We start from the raw sequence: 19,932 nt of genomic DNA on the forward strand, positions 1-19,932 counted from the left end.
GCCGGTCCATCTGTTTTCGGCGACGGTGACCATGGCGAGCAACATTCCCGAGGAGACAACGAGCTTTGTCGGACGGAAAGCGGAACTTGCCCGCCTCGAACACACCCTCGCCACGCACCGGCTGACCACCCTCACCGGCAGCGGCGGCGTCGGCAAGACCAGGCTCGCGGTCCGCGCGGCCCGGCAGGCGGCGCCCGCACACCGCGACGGAGCGTGGTGGGCGGACCTTTCCCCGCTCCACGACGACGGACTGCTCATCGCGACCGTCTCCGACGCCGTCGGGCTCTGCGACCACACCCTGCGCATGCCCATCGACGCGCTGTGCGCATGGCTCGCCGACAAGGAACTGCTACTGGTCCTCGACTCGTGCGAGCATCTGCGCCCCGCGTGCGCGCATCTGCTCGGCGAGATCCTCACCACGTCACCGGGCCTCACCGTGCTGGCGACCAGTCGGCAGCCCCTGGGCATCAGGGGCGAACGGGTCGTCGAGGTGCAACCGCTGCCCGTCGAGGGCGCCGGTGACGCACTGACCCTGTTCCGGGACCGGGCGGCCGCGGCAGCTCCGCGGCCGGCCCTCGACGCGCCGGGCAACGCCGAGGCCGCCGAAGAGATCTGTCGCCGCCTCGAAGGCATTCCGCTCGCCATCGAACTCGCGGCGGGAGCCCTCGGCCGGGACACCGTCGAGCAGGTGGCCGCACGGATCGGCTCCCGCTTCGACGTACCGGCCGACGCGTCGATCCGGCCGCCGCGCCACCGCACCCTGCGTACCGCCATCGGGTGGAGCCATGAACTGTGCACCCCGCTGGAACGGCTGCTCTGGGCGCGGCTGACCGTGCTGCGTGGCGACTTCGACGAGGCCGTGGCCCGCGAGGTCTGCGCCGAGGGGCCGCTCACCGCGGACGGTGTGACCGAGGCGCTGAACGGCCTGGTCGCCAAGTCCGTCGTCGGACGGGACGGCGCACGCCACCGGATGCTCGAAGCCATCCGCGAGTACGGCCGGATGTGGCTCGCCGAACTCGGCGAGGAACGGGCCGCCGCCGACCGGCACGCGGCCTGTTTCCTCGGCCTGGCCCGCTACGCCCACGCGGGCTGGACCGGCGACGACCAGATCCTCTGGTACCACCGCATCGCCGAGTCGCACGCCGACCTGTGCGCCGCCCTCGACCACCTGCTGGTCCACGACACCGCGGCCGCCCAGGAGATGGCGGGCCGGATCGGCTTCTTCTGGTGCTGCTGCGGTCATCTGCCGCAGACCCGTGAGTACGCACAGCGCGCCCTGGACGTCGGACCGGCCGAGGGCCCCCACCGCACCCGCGCCCTGTGGGTGCTGGGCATCACCGTCATGCTCCAGGGCGACTACCCGGCCGCCCGGCGCCTGGGCAGGGAGTGCACCCGGTCGGCGGCCCACGACGGGACCGACGAAGGCATCCTCGCCGCCGCCTATCTGTGCGGGCTCACCCATCTGATGACCGGCCGCCCCGAGGCGAGTCTGCGCCAGGTCGCCCGGGTGCTGCGCATCACCGGCGCCGCCACCCCGCTCGAATCGGCCTACCGGCTGCGCTGCCACCTCATCACGGTCTTCGCGCTGACCAGCCTGGGACGGCTGGACGAGGCGGTGAAGGCGGCCATGGCCCTGCGCGCGGCCTGCGAAGCCCAGGACGAATGCTGGACCCGCAGCTACGTCGACTACCAACTCGCCCTGATCGCCCTGCTGCGGGGCGACGCCGAATCCTCCGCCTCCTACGCCCGCTCGATGCTCGCGGGCAAGCACCGCATGCGCGACAGGTTCGGTATCGCGCTCGGCCTGGACATCCTGGCCGCGGCGATCGCCGCGCAGGGCGCGGGCGCCCGCGCCGCCCGGGTGTACGGCACGGGACAGGTCTACTGGCGCATGGTCGGCCATCCGCAGCGCGGCACCCCGGAACTGGGCCCGTTGCGCGAGGCGTGCGAACGCCAGGCCCGCGCGGCCGTCGGCGACGCCGCCTACCAGCGCGCCTTCGAGCGGGGGCGGACGGACAACGCGGAGGTCGGCCTGGCGGCCGCGCTCCAGGGCGAACTGCTCGGCTGAAGGCCGTCCCGTCTAAGGCAGTCGCTGCACGGGAACGGTCGGCACGGCGGGCGCCAGCGCGGAGAGCCGGTCCAACAGCTCCCCGAACGGCCCGTCCGCCGGTTCCTGTCCGAGGACCCGCAGCACGACGCCCGCCATCTCCGTGTTGTACGCGGCACTCACCGCGGCCAGCGCCGCGAAGTCGTGCACCAGCTGCAACTCCAGCTCCGCGCGCGCGATCCGCCGCCCGTCAAGCCAGATCAGCGCCGTCGACTCGGCCAGCGAAACCCACGACCGCACGACCAACTCCAGCCGCGCCGGGGGATCCTCGACCCCCAGATGGGCCAGGATCTGCTCGCACGCCGCCTGCCGCACCCCGTCGATCATCGCGTTGGCCGTCGACGACCCGACCGCGGGTCCGCCCCGCATCAACGCCGAGAACCCCGGCCCGTGCTCGTCGACAAAGTCGAAGAACCGGCCCATCACCCTCAACAGCCGTTCCCCGAGAGGACCTTCGCGCGGCTCCACGAACCGCGCCGCCAGTTCGTCGGCCGCCCGTCGCAGCGCCGCCTCGTACAGGCTCTGCTTCCCCGGGAAGTAGTGGTAGACCAACGGCCGGGAGATCCCGGCAGCGGCCGCGATCTCGTCGATCGACACCTCGTCCGGGGAACGGTGACTGAACAGCTCCAGCGCGACACCGATCAGCTGCTGCCTGCGCTCCTCGACGCCCATCCTGCGCCGCACCCCGGTCGTCATGGTGGACAGCGTACCGAGTGGGGCTGTGGGGGAGAGATGGCGGGCCGAGGCGGCCCACCGCGCCGGGCGGCATCCGGCCATCCGCCGTCACAGGTCCAGCACCAGCCTCTCCCCCCGGCACCGCGACACGCAGATGAGCATCGAATCCTCCCGTTCCGAGTCCGTCAGGAGTTCGTCGCGGTGGTCGATCTCGCCCTCCAGGACGCGCTGTTGGCACGTTCCGCAGAAGCCCTGCTCGCAGGAGTACGGGACGTGACGAAGCTCCTCGCGCACCGCAGCCAGCACCGACCGGTCCGGCGCCACCCGGACCGTGCGGCCGGAGCGCCGCAGTTCGACCTCGAAGGGGCCGGAGGCGGTGGAGGACGTGGTCGCCGCCGTGAAGCGTTCCAGATGCAGGGTGCGGCCGGGTGGGAGGGCGGCGGCGACCGCGTCCATCAGCGGCTCCGGGCCGCAGCAGTGGACGGCTGTGCCCTCGACCGTGTCCGCCAGGGCCGCGGCCGCGTCCGGGTGACCCATCTCGTCGGCGGGGACGATCGTCACCCGGCCGCCCTCCGCGCCCAGCTTCTCGATCTCGTCCAGGAAGGGCATCGAGGCGCGGGACCGGCCGCCGTACAGCAGCCGCCAGTCGGCGCCCGAGGCGGCCACGGACCGCAGCATCGGCAGGATCGGGGTGATGCCGATGCCGCCGGCGACGAAGAGGTAGGCGGGGGCCTCGGCGAGGGGGAAGCGGTTGCGGGGGGCGCGGATCTCGACCTCCACGCCCTCGTGGAGCCCGGTGTGCACCTCGCGGGAGCCGCCCCGGCCGTCCTCGACCAGGCGGGTCGCGATCGTGTACGCGTCGCGGTCGGACGGGTCCCCGCAGAGGGAGTACTGGCGGACCAGGCCGGAGGGAAGGAGGAGATCGAGATGCGCGCCCGGCTGCCAGGCGGGCAGGTCGGGGCCTTCCAGGCGGAGTCGGACCACGCCCTCGGCGGGGGTGGTCCGCTCGGTGATCAGCAGCCGGCGGGTGGTGGTGGAGCTGCGGTCGGAGTGGCCCGAGACCGGGTTCTCCAGGGCCGGCAGCGGCCAGAGCGGAGAGTTCCGGATGCGCTTGCGCATGGCCCGCTTCGCGAGCAGCACGGCGCCGGTGACGAGGACGACGGTGCGCGGGCGGGGCAGGGGGAGGGGCATGGTCAGCTGGTTCCCGTCATACGGGCCTCGGCGGCCGTGGCCGCGGGCGACTGGGCGAGATAGCCGACGGCCTGGGCGGTGCTGCCCTCCTGCGAGGGATGGTAGGCCCGGCTCAGGTAACGGGGGATGGAGCGCAGCAGATCACCGGTCGCCGGCAGGGTGCCGCGCCTGCCGCTGATGTAGAACTCCTTGAACGAGGCCTTGCCCTGCAACAGGGTCGGGTCGTTCTCCATGAAGAATCGCGTGCCGCGCTGCCAGAAGAAGAGCAGTGCGGTGAATGCCGTGGCCCAGGTCCGTACCCGTCGCCGGTAGCTGCCGTCGACATGCATGAACACGTCGAACGCGACCGAGCGGTGCTCGACTTCTTCCGCGCCGTGCCAGCGCAGCAGGTCCAGCATCGTCGGATCGGCGCCGCGCCGGTCCAGCTCGTCGGCGTTCAGCACCCAGTCGCCCAGGAAGGCGGTGTAGTGCTCGATCGCGGCGATCGTCGCCACCCGCTCCAACAGCCACCATCTGCGCGCCCGGCCCGGCGGCAGCGTCCGGTCGCCCAGCAGCTTCTCGAAGAACCAGTCGACCTGCGCGGTGTACGGCGTCGGATCGAGACCGAGCTGCTTCAGACGCGGCAGGACGTCGTCGTGCGCCTGGGAGTGCACGGCCTCCTGGCCGATGAACCCGATGACGTCCTGGCGCAGTTGCTCGTCATGGATGTACGGCAGCACCTGCCGGTACACATGGATGAACCATCGCTCCCCGGCGGGCAGCAGCAGATGGAGCACATTGATGGTGTGCGTGGTGAACGGATCGCCCGGCACCCAGTGCAGGGGCGTCTTCTCCCAGGCGAAGGAGACCTTGCGGGCCATGAGCTGCGCCCGCTCCGACGCGACCGGCGCCGGCTGCGTGTTAGACATGGTGTCAATGTACTGATGGGTAAGCCGTGGGAACAGAGGCGTGCGTCGAAATTCCCGGCCCTCCCCGGGGGGTTCGGGCTCTCAGCGCAGGGCGCCCATCCGGCCGCCGTCCGCCAGTGTCCCGTTCAGCCGTGCCCGGTCGCCCGCCCCGGCGGGTACGGCGAGGAACCGGCCGTCGGACCTCCCCTCCACCCCGCCCGACGTGGTCAGCGAGACGAACTGCTCGCTGCCCGCGGCCAGTACGTACCAGTGGCCACCGTGCGACTTCCACAACACCCCGGCCAGCACCCGTGGATCGCGCGTTCCGCACGCCGGTGAGTCCTCGGCGCGGGCCGCGACCGCTCCGGGCGGCCCGCCCGTCGCCACGGACGGGGCCGACGGGGCCTGGAACTGGGCGAGCACCCGGCTCCCGGCGCCCCGCCAGGTCTCCGCCCTGGTGCACAGCCAGCGCGCCGAGCCGTTGTCCTCCGGCAGCGGCTGCTCCGCGTACTGCCAGGAGTTCACCGTTCGCACACCGTGCGAACGGACCGCCGGCAGCAGGCAGGCGGTCCGCGCCCAACTGTCCCGCTCCGCCCGCCCGTCGACGTCGTGCGGGGCCGACGGCGGGCCCGACGTCAGCCGGACGGGGGTCAGCTCGCCGAGGTCCGTCATCAGACGGGTCGTCGAGCCGTCCCGCAGTTCGATCGCGTCCCAGACGCGACAGCTCCGGGCCATGACCGTGCTCCTCAGCGCGGCGGTCACGCCGTCGGCGGTGCGGCGCAGGGGCCGCGCGCCGCCGCCCGGAGCGAGCAGATCCCGTACGGACACCGCACGCACCCAGGGCGCGGTGAGATAGCGGATCCCGTCGCCCGTACGGCCCGCGACCAGGGCGCCCGCCGAGGCCCTGTCGGCACTGTCGACCCGGGCGAAGTCGAGCACCGCGCCCACGGCCGGAGCGGGACCCTGCGGTTCCGCGTACCGCACGACGCGCAGCCCGTCGTAGAACAGCACCACCGTCGCCCGGCCCACCCCGCCCGCGTACAGCAACTGAGGGGCGCCCATCGGCGGCCCCGTGGGAGTGCCCGCGGTCGCCGACACGCGCACCGCGCCGTCCGGCCGCGCCCACGCGGTGAGCGCGCGGCGCAGCAGCCGGAGGTCCCGGGCACGGTCGCCCCGGGTGGGCCAGGAGCTGAAGTCGGTACGCGGCGAGCGTCGCCAGTACGTCGCCGGCACCCGGCCCAACGCGCCGGGATCCGGGGCCCGTACGGCGGAGGCCTGACGGGGACGCGACGCGGGCGATGTGTCCCGTCCCCAGCCGCCGCCCGGCAGCCCCAGCAGGGCCGTGCACACCAGCAGTGCGGCGACGGCCGCCACCGCCGCCTTCGCGCGCCTGCGACGGCGCGGCAGATCCGGCGGGCGGGCCTGGAGCGAACAGGGATCGAACTCCGGGGACGCGAGGAGCGCGTACGGTGCCGACACGCCGTCCGCCTCCGCGAGCGCCGCATGCGGGTCCGCCACCCCGGCGGCGGCCAGCACCCGCCGCACCTCGACATCGGCCAGCCGCTCCAGGCCGCGCAGGACATGGGCGGCGCGCCCGGGACCGGACAGCGCCGACAGGGCGTGCTCCAGGGCGAGTTCATCCGATCCGCCCGAGTGCGGCAGCAGCCGCAGCCCCCACACCAGCGGGAGGAACGGCGGCAGCCGGACGCGGCGCCATGGACGGCCCGCCGTCAGCGCCGCACGCAGCACCCGCTCGCGGGCGCGGGCGTAGGACGGGTCCACCGCCGGGCCACCGGGCCGACGCGGCAGCGGGACGCCGCCCTCGGCCGCACCCCCTTCCCGGCGCACCGACAACAGTGACCGCTGGGCCAGCGTGTGCGCCGTCAGAACCCGGCGATGGCTGCCGAGGGACGGCGACAGCACGAGATAGCCGAGCCGGACCAGCCGCGGATAGTGCGCGACGAGCGCGGCCTGCTCCGCCCCGGCCGGGGCGGCTGCGGAAGGTACCTCGGGCAGTGGGCGCACGATCGGCAGAACGAGCGAATCGTGCGATGGTCACCCCGGTGCGTCACGGTGTGCCCCGGCGCATTGGCGCGCGCGGCGTCCAGCCGTTCGGCCGCCGCGACCGGCTGGGAGGGCCGGTCGCGGCCACGGGGCCCGGCTGCCTCCGCCGGGGGGCCCGGCCGCCTCCGGCCCGGGCAGGAGGCGGCCAAGGATCAGGCGAAGGCGGCCATTTGGGGATCCAGCGAGGCCCCCGTCATCCGGTTGCCCAGCGTCGACATCGTGTACGCGCCGATGCCCAGGACCACTTCCAGGGCGTTGCGGGTGGTGTACCCGTGGGCCAGGAAAGCCTGGAGCGTCCCGTCGTCCACGGCTCCGGCCGTCGCGATCGCGGACAGGGTGAACTGCCGTATCGCTTCCAACCGTTCGTCCGGGACCACGCGCTGCTCGCGCAGTGCGGCGAGCACCTCGGGGGCGGCGTCGAGGGCGGTGAGCTTCGCGCTGTGCATCGCCACGCAGACGTGGCACTCGTTGCGGACCGCCATCGTCATGATCAGGGCCTCGCGGGAGAGCGGGTCCAGGGTGGTCGACTCGAAGAGCGCGCTGATCTTCAGGAAGCCGTCGAGCAGTTCGGGGGACGAGGCGAGCCGGGCGACCGCGGAGGGCAGGTAGCCCTGTTTCCGCGACACCGCCTCCATGGCGCGGCGGGCGGCGGGCGGGGCGGATTCGAGGGTGTGGTCGGGGAACGTGGACGCGGGCATGGGTGACCTCTCGTGGTGGGTTCTCACCGTGGGTGCTCACGCTAAACTCGACAACGTGATTGACGAAAAAGTAAACCAGGTTGTCGAGTTTTGCAATGACTGAGCCGAGGGCCGGGGTGGCGGCCCGGTCGTCCGCGAGCGCCGGGGCGGGCTTCGAGCTGCCCCTGCTGATGTTCGCCGGATTCCGGTCGATCATCGATGAGTTGCACCGCGAGCTCGCCGAGCGGGGGCATCCCGATGTGCGGCCCGCGCACGGTTTCGCGCTCCAGGCCGTCGGTCGTGACGGGGCGACGGCCAGCGAGATCGGCCGACGGCTCGGAATCTCCAAACAGGCCGCGGGCAAGACGGTCGAGAAGCTGGAGGGGCTCGGCTATGTGGAGCGCGTCGACGACCCCCGCGACGGCCGGCGCAAGCTGGTCCGGCTGACCGTGCGGGGCGTCGACGTCCTGGTCGGATCGGCCGAGGGCTTCGACCGGCTGCGTGCCGAGTGGGTCCGGGTGCTCGGCGAGGACCGGGTGCGCGCACTGGAGGACGATCTGCGCACGATGGTGCCCGCGGGCGCGTTCCGGCTGGACGTGCCGGGCTGGTTCGGTGACTGAGGTGGGCGCCGGTGCCGGACTCCGGGCGTTCCGGGCTGGTTCGGTGACCGGGGCGGGTGCCGGGCTCCGGTCCCGGCTCATGCATGGACTTTAGAGGGCAAGAGATAGGACGTATGTTGTGCACACACTTCCCGTGAGTCGTTCCGTGCGGCAGCATGCGCACGTCGACACCCAAGAGATCCGACCAATGCTGGTCGGGAATGGGAGGGAACCATGGCACGACGTACCCGTGTGCTCAGTGCGCTCGCACTGGCGGCGGCCGCCGCGCTCGTCCCCGTACAGGCCATCGCGCAGCAGCCCGTGGACCAGCGGTCGGCGCCGCCGGGCACCCCGTGCACCGCGCCTGTGAAGCCCGCCTCGCAGATGACCGTCGAGTCCTGCGACAGCCCGGACCGGATCATCGAGAAGGCCGCGAACATCGTTCCCACCCGCGGTCAACTCGCCTGGCAGCAGCGGGAGGTCACCGCCTTCACGCACTTCGGGATGAACACGTTCACCGGCCGCGAGTGGGGCTCCGGTACGGAGGACGAGAAGCTCTTCGCCCCCACGGCCATCGATGCCGACCAGTGGATGCGCGCCTACAAGGCCGCCGGTGCCGAGCAGGTCATGCTCACCGCCAAGCACCACGACGGCTTCGTGCTCTACCCGAGCCGGTACACCGACCACTCGGTCGCGCTCAGCCCCGGCAGCCCCGATGTAGTGGCCGCGTACGTGAAGGCCGCCCGCAAGGCGGGCCTGAAGGTCGGGCTCTACCTCTCGCCCTCCGACGGCGCCGAACTCCCGCACGCCTGGCACGCGCAGTGGGTCGACACGATCCGCAAGAAGCAGGCCGAGGGCAAGCCGCTCAGCCTGCCCGAGCGCATGGCCCTGGAGGACGGCGACCGCGCCCCGGCCGGTGAGGGCCGCTTCGGCAACGGCAGCGCGGTCACGCGGCGCACCATCCCCACCCTCGTCCCCGGCGACGACCGGGCCGCCGCGGTCGAGCGCGGCACGCTGCCCACCTTCGAGGTGATGGCCGACGACTACGACGCGTACTACCTCAACCAGCTCTACGAACTCTTCACCCAGTACGGGCCGATCGAGGAACTCTGGCTCGACGGCGCCAACCCCTGGTCCGGTTCCGGCATCACGCAGAAGTACAACGTCAAGCAGTGGTTCGACATGGTCAAGGCGCTCTCGCCGGACACCGTCGTCTTCCAGGGCCCGCAGGGCGTGCGCTGGGTCGGCAACGAGAGCGGCGTCGCCCGCGAGACCGAGTGGAGCGTCACCCCGCACACCACCGACCCGTGGACGGGGCTCGGCAGCCTCCCCAACGACTCGACCGACTCCGACATCGGTTCCAGGGCCAGGATCCTCGACCCGGCGGTCAACTACCTGCAGTGGTACCCGGCCGAGGCCGACGTCTCGATCAGGTCCGGCTGGTTCCACCACCCGAACGAGGAGCCCAAGTCCCCCGCCCGGCTGATGAACCTCTACGAGAAGAGCGTCGGCCGCAACGCCTCCCTGCTGCTCAACGTCCCGCCGAACAAGGACGGCCGGATCGACGACGCCGATGTCGCGTCACTGACCGCCTTCGGTTCCGACGTGCGACGGATCTACGACACCGACGTACGCAAGCAGGGCCCGGCCCCGTACACGTTCGACCGGGTCGCCGTCCGTGAGGACGTCCGGCACGGGCAGCGGGTGGAGAAGTTCGCCGTGGAGGCCCGGATCGGCGGGACCTGGCAGCGGATCGCCGAGGGTACGACGATCGGCCACCGCCGCATCCTGCCCCTGGCCGCGCCGGTCACCGCCACCTCGGTACGGGTGAAGGTGCTGGAGTCCCGGGCGACACCGCATCTGGGGGCGACGACCCTGCACCTGACCACGGCGCCGTGACCACCGTGGCCGCGCACCCCACGGGGGCCGCGCGGCCCACGGCCACGCGCCCGGTTCAGCCCCGGTCGAGATAGGCGAGCACCGCGAGAACGCGGCGGTTGTCGTCGTCGGACGGCGGCAGGCCGAGCTTCCCGAAGATGTTCGAGGTGTGCTTGGCCACCGCCCGCTCCGTGATCACCATCTGCGAGGCGATCGCCGCGTTCGAACGGCCCTGCGCCATCAGCTCCATGACCTCCAGCTCACGCGGGGTCAGCCCGCCCATCGGCTTGTCCTGCGAGCGCCGCGACAGCAGCTGCGAGATCACCTGCGGGTCCATCGCGGTGCCGCCCGCGGCGACCCTGCGCACCGCGTCGATGAACTGGTCGGCGTCGAAGACCCGGTCCTTGAGCAGATAGCCGATGCCGCCGTTGCCGTCCGCCAGCAGCTCGCGCGCGTACAACTGCTCCACGTGCTGCGAGAGCACGAGTACCGGCAGCCCCGGCCTGGCCCGCCGGGCCGCCAGCGCACACTGCAGGCCCTCGTCCGTGTGCGACGGCGGAAGCCGGACGTCGACGACCGCGACGTCCGGCGCCGCCTCGGCCAGGGCCCGGGTCAGTTCGGGCCCGGTCTCCACAGCTGCCGCGATCTCGAAGTCGTACGCCTCCAGCAGGCGGACCAGGCCGTCGCGCAGCAGGAAGAGATCTTCGGCTAGGACAACTCGCAAGGGATCTCCATGGTCACCATGGTGGGACCGCCCGCGGGGCTGCTGACGGCCATGATGCCGTCGAATGTACCGAGTCGGCGTTCGATTCCGCTCAGACCCGAGCCGGATCCGACCGCGGCACCGCCCTGGCCGTTGTCCGTGACGGAGACCCGCAGTTTGGCGTCCGCGTGGTGGATGTCCACCCAGACCCGGTCGGCCCCCGAGTGCTTGGCGGTGTTCGTCAGCGTCTCGCTCACCGCGAAGTACGCCGCCGACTCGACCGCGGCGTCCGCCCGTCCGCTCATCTCCACCCGGACCTCCGACTCGATCGGCAGCCGCAGCGCCAACGCCCTGACCGCGTCCCCCAGTCCGCGCTCGGCGAGGACCGGCGGGTGGATGCCGCGGACCAGATCGCGCAGCTCCGTGAGGGCTTCGGCCGACGACTCGCGAGCCATGGCAAGAAGCTTCTTCGCCTGCTCCGGGTCCTTCTCGATGAGCGCCTCCACCGCGCCCAGGTTCATTCCCATGGCGACCAGCCGGGCCTGCGCCCCGTCGTGCAGGTCCCGCTCGATGCGCCGCAGTTCGGAGGCGGCGGTGTCCACGGCCTCGTGCCGCGTCTCGGTCAGCCGGTCGATGCGCCGGGCCAGTTCCTGCTCCTGGGTGGGAGCCAGCATCGCGCGCGCGATCACGAAGTGCAGCCGCAGCAGCGGCTGGCCGACCAGCAGACCGATCGCGAAGAACACCACACCGAGCGCGGCGGCGGCAAGTCCCGTCGCCTGGCTGTCGACCGGCACGAACGCGTACCAGTAACGGTCGTCGGTGAAGACCCGCCACAACCCGGCCGCCAGGACGAAACCCTCCACCGGGTACACCAGCAGCGCGGAGGCCAGGACCGCTACCACGTAGCCGGCGGTCATGTCGACCAGCAGCCACTGGATGTCACGCCAGGTCGCCGGGTCCTTCAGCAACAGCGTGGTCCGCTCCACCTGCCCGGTGAAGCCGGTGCGCACATCCTTCGGGAAAGGCCGGTACGGGACCGGGATGCGGACGTCGCACCACGTGACCGCGAGCAGCCTGCGCCGGTTGGCGTGCTTGCGGACCAGCTCCAGCACGTAGGGGGTCGTGACCAGGCCGATGCCCAGCGGGATGAAGACGATGGAGAGCACGGCCCACACGAAGAGGGTGATCGACCCGACCAGGCTGGCGATCGACACCACGACGCCCCGCCAGGCTGCCAGCAGCGCGCCCCGTGTCCGGGTCCGTATCGGGTTCATCTCGGTCCGTCTCCCCTCGCCGGGCCCTCGTGCCGGGCCCGTCCGAGGACAGTCTCACCCGGACGGCCCTCCGGGGGGCAGCCGTTTCGCCACCCGGGCGGGGGTGTACCCAGCACCACCCCGACGCCTTCGCCCTACGGCTCCGTGAGAGGGGTGCCCGACGGCTGGGGCGGCCGGCCGGCCGTTCCTAGATTCATCAGCGTCCGTCAGCGACGCGTCCGGCGTCGGCTGCCATTGACTTCGATCCGACTTCTGGGGGCGAACACGCCATGAGGCGCAACCTCGCGGCACGCATCGGTGGGTGGAGCGCACACCACCGCAAGACCGCCATTCTCGGCTGGCTGCTCTTCGTCGTGCTCGCCACGGCCATCGGCGGGGCATCCGGCCTGGTCGAGATGGACGACGCGGAGAACGCCGCGGGCGATTCGGCGCGGGCCGAGCGCATTCTCGCCGACGCCGGGCTCGGGCAGCCGGCCGGTGAACTGGTCATGGTGTCGACCGCGAAGGCGGACGACTGGCGAGGAGCCGCCCGTGAGATCGCCGCGGCCCTCGACAGGACCGGTGAGGTGACGCGCGTCGCGGCGCCGATCCCCTCCAAGGACGGCAAGGACGCGCTGATCACCTTCGACATGAAGGGGGACGCGGCGACGGCGCCGGACAGGGTGCAGCCCGTGCTCGACGCCGTGTCCGGCGTCCGGGCGGACCACCCCGGCGTCACCGTCCACCAGTTCGGCGAGGCCAGCGCCGGGAAGTGGCTGGGCGACCTGCTGTCCGAGGACTTCAAGAAGGCCGAGTTCACCGCCGTACCCCTGGCCCTGGGCATTCTGCTGGTCGCCTTCGGGGCGGTCGTCGCGGCGTTGCTCCCGGTCGGGCTGGCACTGACCGCCTGCATGGCCGCCTTCGGACTGCTCTCGCTCGCCAGCCACCAACTGCACCTGTTCCAGACCACGTACTCCGTGATGTTCCTGATGGGCTTCGCCGTCGGCGTCGACTACTGCCTCTTCTACCTGCGGCGCGAGCGCGACGAGCGGGCGGCGGGGCGCGATGCCGAAACCGCCCTGCGGATCGCGGCGGCGACCAGCGGCCGGGCCGTGCTCGTCTCCGGACTCACGGTCATGGTCGCGATGGCCGGCATGTTCCTGTCCGGGCTGATGCTGTTCAAAGGCTTCGCGCTCGCCACGATCATCGTGGTCTTCATCGCGATGCTGGGCTCGGTGACGGTGCTTCCCGCACTGCTGTCCTGGCTGGGCGACCGGACCGACGCGGGACGGGTGCCGTTCCTCGGGGGCCGGGAAAACCGGCGGGGGAACCGGCGCGCACGTACCAGCGGCGGATTCGCCGGCACGGTGCTGAAGCCGGTTCTGTCGCGGCCGAAGACCTTCGCGGCGGCCTCGGTCGTCGTACTGCTCGCCCTCGCCGCGCCCGCCCTGGGCATGAAGACCGAACAGCTGGGCCTGGAGAAGCAGTTCGGCTCCGATTCGCAGCTCTCGGTCGCCTACCGGCAGATCAACGAGAACTTCCCCGGCGGCCCCGCCCCGGCGCGCGTCGTGATCAAGGCCGACCACATCGGGACACCCGCGCTGCGCAAGGCGTTCGACGGCTTCGACAAGGTCACCGTCCACACGGCGCAGAACGTCGCAGAGATCGAGGTACCGCTCCCCGGCGGCGAGGCCGACCTCTCCGAGCTGCGCGAGAAGCGGTTGCCCGCCGCGTTCGACGGCACAGGGGCCCAGGTGTACGTGACCGGGGAGATCGCCGGGTCCGTGGACTTCAACGACCAGCTGAAGCGCGGCATCGTCCCGGTCTTCGTCTTCATCACGGCCGTGACCTTCCTGCTGATGCTGTTCTGCTTCCGCTCGTACGTCATCGCCGTGACCTCGATCGTGCTCAACCTGCTCTCCGTGGCCGCCGCGTACGGAGTGATGGTCGCCGTCTTCCAGCACGGCTGGGGGGCCTCGCTGATCGGTTCGGAGGGCGTCGGCGCGATCGAGGCCTGGATTCCGCTGTTCGTCCTGGTCGTCCTGTTCGGACTCTCCATGGACTACCACGTGTTCGTGGTCTCCCGGATCCGTGAGGCCCGTGACCGCGGTCTGGGCACCCGGGCCGCCATCGACGAGGGCATCCGGCGGACGGCGGGCGCGGTGACCGGTGCCGCCATGATCATGGTCGCGGTGTTCGCCGTCTTCGGGACGCTGTCGATGCAGGACATGCAGCAGATGGGCGTCGGCCTCGCCGTCGCGGTACTGCTGGACGCCACGATCGTACGGATGATCCTGCTGCCTTCCGTGATGGCCCTGCTGGGGGAGCGGAACTGGCGGACCCCGCGCGGGCTGGCCCGGCTGCCGGGCCTGGAGCACGGCGAGCCGGAGACGGGTACGCCCGAGGCACTGGCGATGTCGGGGACGCGCGGCTGACCGACTGCCCCGGCCTGCTCACCACCGGCCGGGGCGGCCGCGGCAGATACCGCCGGCAGTGTTTATACGTTCAACAGAAGGAGCGAATGGTGCGATGGTCACCCCGGCGCACTTGTGCCGTGCACTGACCGTGGCCACCGCCCGTCGGCTCGGCTCGTGCGCCATACCTGCAAAAGCTCGGCCGGAGGGCGCCATTTCGTGGGACGGATTGGGACAATTCGACAACTCTCGACGGGTAGAGCAGCATGGCTAAGCGGGAGGTGTAAAGATCGCTGGCCCTCAGCAATGGCGGCGCGGCCGGTCGACGGGCGCCGGGTATACCGACCCCTACGCGATCCCAAAGCCATGAGTTCATATGATCTCGCTTTCTCTCCGCCGCCCACCAGGCTCGAGCCGCCCGTGAGCATCTCTCTTCTCGGCGGTTTCGACATCGTGGTCGGCGATGAACCGGTGACCGTCCCAGTCGGCTCGAAGCGACTTCTGGCGTTTATCGCGCTCAACTACCGGGCTGCTGTCCCTCGGGCTCTGGTCGCCGGGAGTCTTTGGCCCGAAGCATCCGAGCAGGGTGCGAACACGAACCTGCGGTCGGCACTCTCACGCCTGCAGGGCCTCGGGAAGCAAGCGCTGAACATCTGCCCCGCCGAGTTGCGCCTCGCGCGGGAAGCCACCGTCGACCTGTACCGAGCTCGGTCGTTGGCCCAGCACATACTCGATCCCCATGTCCCGGCCGAGGAGCTCGACCTCAACGCGGCGACCGTCGACCAGCTCTCCGTCGACTTGCTGCCCGGCTGGTACGACGAGTGGATGTTGCCGGAGGCGGAGCAGTGGCGGCAACTTCGACTCCACGCCCTTGAGGCACTGACGGGAGTCTTCATCGACACGAAGGAGTTCGCCGGGGCTGTGACGGCCGCCCATGCGGCCGTCCAAGCGGATCCGCTGCGGGAGAGCAGCCAGGCTCTGCTGATCCGCGCGCACCTGGCGGAGGACAACCGGTCCGAGGCGCTGTGCAACTTCGAACGCTACGAGCAGCACCTCCACGACGAGTTGGGGCTTCGGCCCACACCGCGGCTGCGCCGGCTCGTGTCCGAACTGCAGCAGTCGCGCCCCGGCAACGGATCCCTGTAGCTGTGACTGCGTGAGCGGCCATGCACGTCGGCGTACGAGCCGACGTGCATGGCCGCTCACTTGAACGGGGTCGGGTGCCGCGAGATTTTCCTGATGAGGGTGACAGCGCGTCTGTCTCGGGGCAAGCGCCGTACCGACAGCTCGATCACCACCGGGCTGCCACCGACCGCGAGATCAGCCACAGCCCTGGCGTACCGGCTGTGCACCCGCGACGAGACACAGCTGAGCGGGGCGTTCGACACAGCCCTTGATCAGGCGCAGAACCAAAGGTTCCGTAGTAGGCAGACCAGAAATGGATTTGTAATGGGCATTGGTCCCGCTCGGGGACGTGATGCTCCCGCCGACGGAGATGCACCGCCCGGCTGCACTCAGCGAAACGGGCCCCGCATACCGGGAGTACTTCGTCGAGCTGCCTACGGCGGGGTCCTGTACGTACGCAGCGTGGGCGTCGTCGCACGACGCCCACGCCTTGTACCCGGCAGGGCACTTCATCAGCCACACCATCTTCAGGGTGGGCGTGCCGTACCCTCCCGTCGAGGTCGCCACGGCCACCGCACAGTTCTCCCCGACGATGAGTCGTAGAACAGGTGGATGGTCCCGTTTGTCACCCCGCCGCTGGTCTTGAGGGCGTACGAATCGATCTCGGAGCCGGCGCAACCGTACGACGCTGCGTCGGCGGATGCGAGGCACACTTCAACAGGATCGTGTGACGAGTTCTTAGGCCAAGTACGTCCACCGTCATACCTTCCCCGGCCGGCCTGAGATCCGGGCCGAGGCCCGGATCAGGGCAACGCCAGTACCGGACCGGCCTCGCCGCAGAGCTGGTTGCATCGGAATGGCTCCACAGTCCGAGGGACCGGATTTATCACGGAAATGGCGAACCCGCCACTGCCCAGTGGCGGGTTCGCGTTGTCGAATCTGGTCGGTAGGTGTGCGTGGTCAGCTCGCGCCAGAGGTCACGTCTGTGCGCCTTGCTGGAGGACGTTGCCGTTGTTGGGGCCGGTCTGCGCGCCTTGCTGGAGGACGTTGCCGTTGCCGCCGGTCTGTGCGCCTTGCTGGAGGACGTTGCCGTTGTTGGGGCCGGTCTGCGCGCCTTGCTGGAGGACGTTGCCGTTGCCGCCGGTCTGCGCGCCCTGCTGGAGGACGTTGCCGTTGCCGCCGGTCTGCGCGCCCTGCTGGAGGACGTTGCCGTTGCCGCCGGTCTGAGCGCCCTGCTGGAGGACGTTGCCGTTGCCGCGGCCGGTCTGCGCGCCCTGCTGGAGGACGTTGCCGTTGTTGGGGCCGGTCTGTGCGCCCTGCTGGAGGACGTTGCCGTTGCCGCCGGTCTGTGCGCCTTGCTGGAGGACGTTGCCGTTGCCGCGGCCGGTCTGAGCACCCTGCTGCAGCACATTGCCGTTGCCGCGGCCGGTCTGTGCGCCTTGCTGGAGGACGTTGCCGTTGCCGCGGCCGGTCTGTGCGCCTTGCTGGAGGACGTTGCCGTTGCCGCGGCCGGTCTGTGCGCCTTGCTGGAGGACGTTGCCGTTGTTGGGGCCGGTCTGTGCGCCCTGCTGGAGGACGTTGCCGTTGCCGCGGCCGGTCTGTGCGCCCTGCTGGAGGACGTTGCCGCGCCCCCGGCCGGTCTGAGCGCCCTGCTGGAGGACGTTGCCGTTGCAGAACTGTGGCTGGAACCGATTGCAGACTGCGGACGGGGCCGTTGGCGGGGTCTGGGGCGCTGCTGCGGCGCTTGTCGCGCCTACGCCGCCCGCGAGGGCCGCGGCCAAGCACGACGCGCCGATGATGCGGGGAATTCCTTGCCGAATGCTTTTCATCATGGTGGATTCCTTGCGTGTGAAAGCGGGTTTGCGCTTGCCTGCACCAGCCAGAGTGGGGTGCCGGGCATCACCGCGGCGTGACGTCGGCGTGACCGGGCTCGGCTGACGGCCGCCTGCGGACACTCCCCGCAGGCGGCCACTTGCGCCCCGGACCTGGCCAAGGACTCCCCTACGGGCCATGTCTCCCGGGGCTCGAACCGATTCCGGCCGCGAAACCGACCGGTGTGAAGAGCAGCAGGAAGACCCAGGAAATCCTGGAGGCACGCGACCTCACCGGGGAGCTGCCGAACGGCAGTCGATCGGGCTGCCGCTCGGCACGGGCGCCCGATATGCGCAGCTGAGAGCAGGAATCCGACCGAGCGTCGTGCTTGGCTGCGTACGGTAATGGGCCTCAGGGGGCGTACTTGTAGCCGACGCGCCGCACCGTCTGGATCGTCCGGCGGTGCTCGGCGCCCAGCTTGCGGCGCAGCCGGGCGACATGGACGTCCACGGTCCGTCCATCGCCCACATGTCCGTAGCCCCAGACCGTGGTCACCAACTGATCGCGGGTGTGCACCCGGTGCGGGTGCGCGACGAGGTGGGCGAGCAGCTCGAACTCCAGGTAGGTGAGGTCGAGCGTGTTCCCGTCGACCGCGGCGACGCGCTGTACGGGGTCGATGCGCACCGGACCCGCGACCGGGTCCTTCACCGGCGACGGCACCACGTACTGGGCGGCCGCGGCGGTGGCCGCGGTGACGGCCGGCTGCTGGTCGGCCGGTACGAGCACCAGGTAGCCGATCATCGGCGGGCGGCCCGGCAGCGCCGGAAGGGTGTGCTGGGGTGCGGGCAGCCAGGTGGCACCCGGCGGCAGGAATTCAGCCACATCGGCCAGCTGGACGACCTCGTCGGGGGCGACGGCGCGCAGCCGGTGGCGGTTGGGGGAGAGCGGGCGGGCGGAGGTGGTGGCCGCAGCGGCCGCCGGAGGCGACGCCGTGGCAGCGGCTGCGGCGGAGAAGGTGTCAGTGTTCGCCATGAGGGTCAGCTCTTTCGCGCGAAGGAGTCGTCGAGGGACGGACTTACTGGCGCGCGGACCGAAGGCCGGGGTGAGCGGCTTTAGAGGGCCTGCGCGTTCAACGCGCGGCAACACACCCGGTCGAAGTCGTGATGCTGACGGGACGGCCAGAACGGTTCGAGGTCGCTGCGACCTGTCGAGGTGTGCTGGATGCTGGCCATGACCCCATTGAACCAGAGAACGTGACGGCGCAGCAGGCCTCTCTCAGCCGTCGACACGGGACCTTTGGCGTTATGTCCTCACCTGTCCGGGAGGCGGGCCCGCGGGGCGGCGAAGGCGCTGAGGGGGCGTCCAACCGGCCGGTCGGACGCCCCCTCGTGCTGGCGACGGTCGAGGATCAGACCTGGTCGGCCTTCTCCAGCGCGGTGCAGCAGGTGTCGACGATCAGCCGCGTGACGACGTACGGGTCGACGTTGGCGTTCGGGCGGCGGTCCTCGATGTAGCCCTTCTGGTCCTGCTCGACCTGCCACGGGATGCGGACCGAGGCGCCTCGGTCGGAGACGCCGTAGCTGTACTCGTTCCACGGAGCGGTCTCGTGCAGACCGGTCAGACGGTCGTCGATGCCCGCGCCGTAGTTCTTGACGTGGTCCATCGGCTTCGAGCCCTCGCCCAGCGACTCGCACGCGGTGATGATCGCGGCATAGCCCTCAGGTCCTTCGCGCATCGCCTTGGTGGAGAAGTTGGTGTGCGCACCCGCTCCGTTCCAGTCGCCCTTGACCGGCTTCGGGTCGAGGGTCGCGGAGACGCCGAAGTCCTCGGCGGTGCGGTACAGCAGCCAGCGGGCGACCCACAGCTGGTCGGAGACCTCCAGCGGGGACAGCGGGCCGACCTGGAACTCCCACTGGCCGGGCATCACTTCGGCGTTGATGCCGCAGATGCCGAGGCCCGCCTTCAGGCAGTTGTCGAGGTGCTTCTCGACGATGTCGCGGCCGAAGATCTCGTCGGCACCGACCCCGCAGTAGTAGCCGCCCTGCGCGGCCGGGAAGCCGCCCTCGGGGAAGCCGAGCGGGCGGTGGCCGTCGAAGAAGGTGTACTCCTGCTCGATGCCGAAGACCGGCTCCTGGCCGGCGAACCGCTCGGCCGTCGGACGAAGCTCGGCACGGGTGTTGGACTCGTGCGGCGTCATGTCGATGTCGAGGACCTCGCACAGGACGAGGATGTCGTCGCCGCCGCGGATCGGGTCCGGACACGTGAAGACCGGCTTCAGTACCCGGTCGGAGGCGCGGCCCTCGGCCTGGCTGGTGCTCGAACCGTCGAAGCCCCAGATCGGCAGCTCCGCCACATCCTGCGACGGACTCCCGGCCACGATCTTCGTCTTCGAACGGAGCTTGGCGGTCGGCTCGGTGCCGTCGATCCAGATGTACTCGGCCTTGAACGTCACGGAAGCCATCCTTCGCGGGTGTTGCGGTGCTGCGGTCCGGTCTCTGCAGCGCAGCTTCGCAAGACGCGATTTCCCGTCCGTTGCCCGAATGTGAA

Annotated in this window: 15 protein-coding genes; 5 read left to right on the top strand and 10 right to left on the bottom strand. The window is 71.0% G+C overall.

Annotated features, from left to right (window positions below):
• Window positions 1-31 precede the first annotated feature (31 nt).
• Window positions 32-2,068 (top strand): ATP-binding protein, encoded by a 2,037-nt coding sequence (locus ACF1B9_RS01405; RefSeq protein WP_391741950.1) that lies wholly within the window; start codon window positions 32-34, stop codon window positions 2,066-2,068.
• 12 nt (window positions 2,069-2,080) lie between these two features.
• On the opposite strand, the gene ACF1B9_RS01410 is transcribed toward ACF1B9_RS01405, so the two are convergent.
• The 5 genes from ACF1B9_RS01410 to ACF1B9_RS01430 all read right to left on the bottom strand — a co-directional run bounded on the left by ACF1B9_RS01410 (window position 2,081) and on the right by ACF1B9_RS01430 (window position 7,622).
• Entirely contained in the window at window positions 2,081-2,803 is a 723-nt protein-coding gene (locus ACF1B9_RS01410; RefSeq protein WP_391741948.1) for a TetR/AcrR family transcriptional regulator, read from the bottom strand.
• Window positions 2,804-2,890: 87 nt separating this feature from the next.
• Complete coding sequence (locus ACF1B9_RS01415) at window positions 2,891-3,973, bottom strand: PDR/VanB family oxidoreductase (protein ID WP_391741947.1); 1,083 nt, start codon at window positions 3,971-3,973, stop codon at window positions 2,891-2,893.
• 2 nt (window positions 3,974-3,975) lie between these two features.
• Window positions 3,976-4,881: a metal-dependent hydrolase gene (locus ACF1B9_RS01420; protein WP_391741945.1), complete on the bottom strand. Its 906-nt coding sequence runs from the start codon at window positions 4,879-4,881 to the stop codon at window positions 3,976-3,978.
• Window positions 4,882-4,962: 81 nt separating this feature from the next.
• Complete coding sequence (locus ACF1B9_RS01425; protein WP_391741944.1) at window positions 4,963-6,885, bottom strand: hypothetical protein; 1,923 nt, start codon at window positions 6,883-6,885, stop codon at window positions 4,963-4,965.
• 191 nt (window positions 6,886-7,076) lie between these two features.
• Window positions 7,077-7,622: a carboxymuconolactone decarboxylase family protein gene (locus tag ACF1B9_RS01430; RefSeq protein ID WP_391741942.1), complete on the bottom strand. Its 546-nt coding sequence runs from the start codon at window positions 7,620-7,622 to the stop codon at window positions 7,077-7,079.
• Window positions 7,623-7,717: 95 nt separating this feature from the next.
• Between ACF1B9_RS01430 and ACF1B9_RS01435 the strand changes: the two genes are divergently transcribed.
• Window positions 7,718-8,221 (top strand): MarR family winged helix-turn-helix transcriptional regulator, encoded by a 504-nt coding sequence (locus ACF1B9_RS01435; RefSeq protein WP_391741940.1) that lies wholly within the window; start codon window positions 7,718-7,720, stop codon window positions 8,219-8,221.
• Between the two features lie 213 nt (window positions 8,222-8,434).
• Window positions 8,435-10,099 carry an alpha-L-fucosidase gene (locus ACF1B9_RS01440; protein WP_391741939.1) on the top strand — a complete coding sequence of 555 codons (1,665 nt, stop codon included), beginning with the start codon at window positions 8,435-8,437 and terminating at the stop codon, window positions 10,097-10,099.
• Window positions 10,100-10,154: 55 nt separating this feature from the next.
• Here ACF1B9_RS01440 and ACF1B9_RS01445 read toward each other — a convergent pair whose 3' ends face one another.
• A complete protein-coding gene (locus tag ACF1B9_RS01445; protein WP_391741938.1) occupies window positions 10,155-10,802 on the bottom strand; it encodes a LuxR C-terminal-related transcriptional regulator in 648 nt (215 codons plus the stop codon).
• Window positions 10,787-12,055 (bottom strand): sensor histidine kinase, encoded by a 1,269-nt coding sequence (locus ACF1B9_RS01450; protein WP_391741937.1) that lies wholly within the window; start codon window positions 12,053-12,055, stop codon window positions 10,787-10,789. Before ACF1B9_RS01450 ends, ACF1B9_RS01445 begins: the two co-directional genes overlap by 16 nt.
• Window positions 12,056-12,324: 269 nt before the next feature.
• On the opposite strand from ACF1B9_RS01450, the gene ACF1B9_RS01455 reads away from it, so the two are divergent.
• Both ACF1B9_RS01455 and ACF1B9_RS01460 read left to right on the top strand, forming a co-directional pair.
• Window positions 12,325-14,469 (top strand): MMPL family transporter, encoded by a 2,145-nt coding sequence (locus tag ACF1B9_RS01455; protein WP_391741936.1) that lies wholly within the window; start codon window positions 12,325-12,327, stop codon window positions 14,467-14,469.
• Between the two features lie 399 nt (window positions 14,470-14,868).
• A complete protein-coding gene (locus ACF1B9_RS01460; RefSeq protein ID WP_391741933.1) occupies window positions 14,869-15,594 on the top strand; it encodes a BTAD domain-containing putative transcriptional regulator in 726 nt (241 codons plus the stop codon).
• 956 nt (window positions 15,595-16,550) lie between these two features.
• On the opposite strand, the gene ACF1B9_RS01465 is transcribed toward ACF1B9_RS01460, so the two are convergent.
• The 3 genes from ACF1B9_RS01465 to glnII form a co-directional block, all read right to left on the bottom strand.
• On the bottom strand, window positions 16,551-17,405 hold the full coding sequence (locus ACF1B9_RS01465) for a hypothetical protein (RefSeq protein ID WP_391741932.1): 855 nt from the start codon (window positions 17,403-17,405) through the stop codon (window positions 16,551-16,553).
• A gap of 391 nt (window positions 17,406-17,796) precedes the next feature.
• Window positions 17,797-18,417 carry a winged helix-turn-helix domain-containing protein gene (locus ACF1B9_RS01470; protein ID WP_391741931.1) on the bottom strand — a complete coding sequence of 207 codons (621 nt, stop codon included), beginning with the start codon at window positions 18,415-18,417 and terminating at the stop codon, window positions 17,797-17,799.
• 376 nt (window positions 18,418-18,793) lie between these two features.
• Window positions 18,794-19,837: a glutamine synthetase gene (gene glnII / locus ACF1B9_RS01475; protein ID WP_391741930.1), complete on the bottom strand. Its 1,044-nt coding sequence runs from the start codon at window positions 19,835-19,837 to the stop codon at window positions 18,794-18,796.
• Between the last annotated feature and the right edge of the window lie 95 nt (window positions 19,838-19,932).

The sequence above is a fragment of the Streptomyces sp. NPDC014727 genome (assembly GCF_043083485.1).
GTDB lineage: Bacteria > Actinomycetota > Actinomycetes > Streptomycetales > Streptomycetaceae > Streptomyces.

Excerpts from the sequence above, each read along its gene's own strand:
- ACF1B9_RS01440 (WP_391741939.1), top strand. The coding sequence starts at position 8,435 with ATGGCACGACGTACCCGTGTGCTCAGTGCGCTCGCACTGGCGGCGGCC.
- ACF1B9_RS01465 (WP_391741932.1), bottom strand. The coding sequence starts at position 17,405 with ATGATGAAAAGCATTCGGCAAGGAATTCCCCGCATCATCGGCGCGTCG.
- ACF1B9_RS01455 (WP_391741936.1), top strand. The coding sequence starts at position 12,325 with ATGAGGCGCAACCTCGCGGCACGCATCGGTGGGTGGAGCGCACACCAC.
- ACF1B9_RS01470 (WP_391741931.1), bottom strand. The coding sequence starts at position 18,417 with ATGGCGAACACTGACACCTTCTCCGCCGCAGCCGCTGCCACGGCGTCG.
- ACF1B9_RS01405 (WP_391741950.1), top strand. The coding sequence starts at position 32 with ATGGCGAGCAACATTCCCGAGGAGACAACGAGCTTTGTCGGACGGAAA.
- ACF1B9_RS01450 (WP_391741937.1), bottom strand. The coding sequence starts at position 12,055 with ATGAACCCGATACGGACCCGGACACGGGGCGCGCTGCTGGCAGCCTGG.
- ACF1B9_RS01410 (WP_391741948.1), bottom strand. The coding sequence starts at position 2,803 with ATGACGACCGGGGTGCGGCGCAGGATGGGCGTCGAGGAGCGCAGGCAG.
- ACF1B9_RS01430 (WP_391741942.1), bottom strand. The coding sequence starts at position 7,622 with ATGCCCGCGTCCACGTTCCCCGACCACACCCTCGAATCCGCCCCGCCC.
- ACF1B9_RS01420 (WP_391741945.1), bottom strand. The coding sequence starts at position 4,881 with ATGTCTAACACGCAGCCGGCGCCGGTCGCGTCGGAGCGGGCGCAGCTC.
- ACF1B9_RS01435 (WP_391741940.1), top strand. The coding sequence starts at position 7,718 with ATGACTGAGCCGAGGGCCGGGGTGGCGGCCCGGTCGTCCGCGAGCGCC.
- ACF1B9_RS01415 (WP_391741947.1), bottom strand. The coding sequence starts at position 3,973 with ATGCCCCTCCCCCTGCCCCGCCCGCGCACCGTCGTCCTCGTCACCGGC.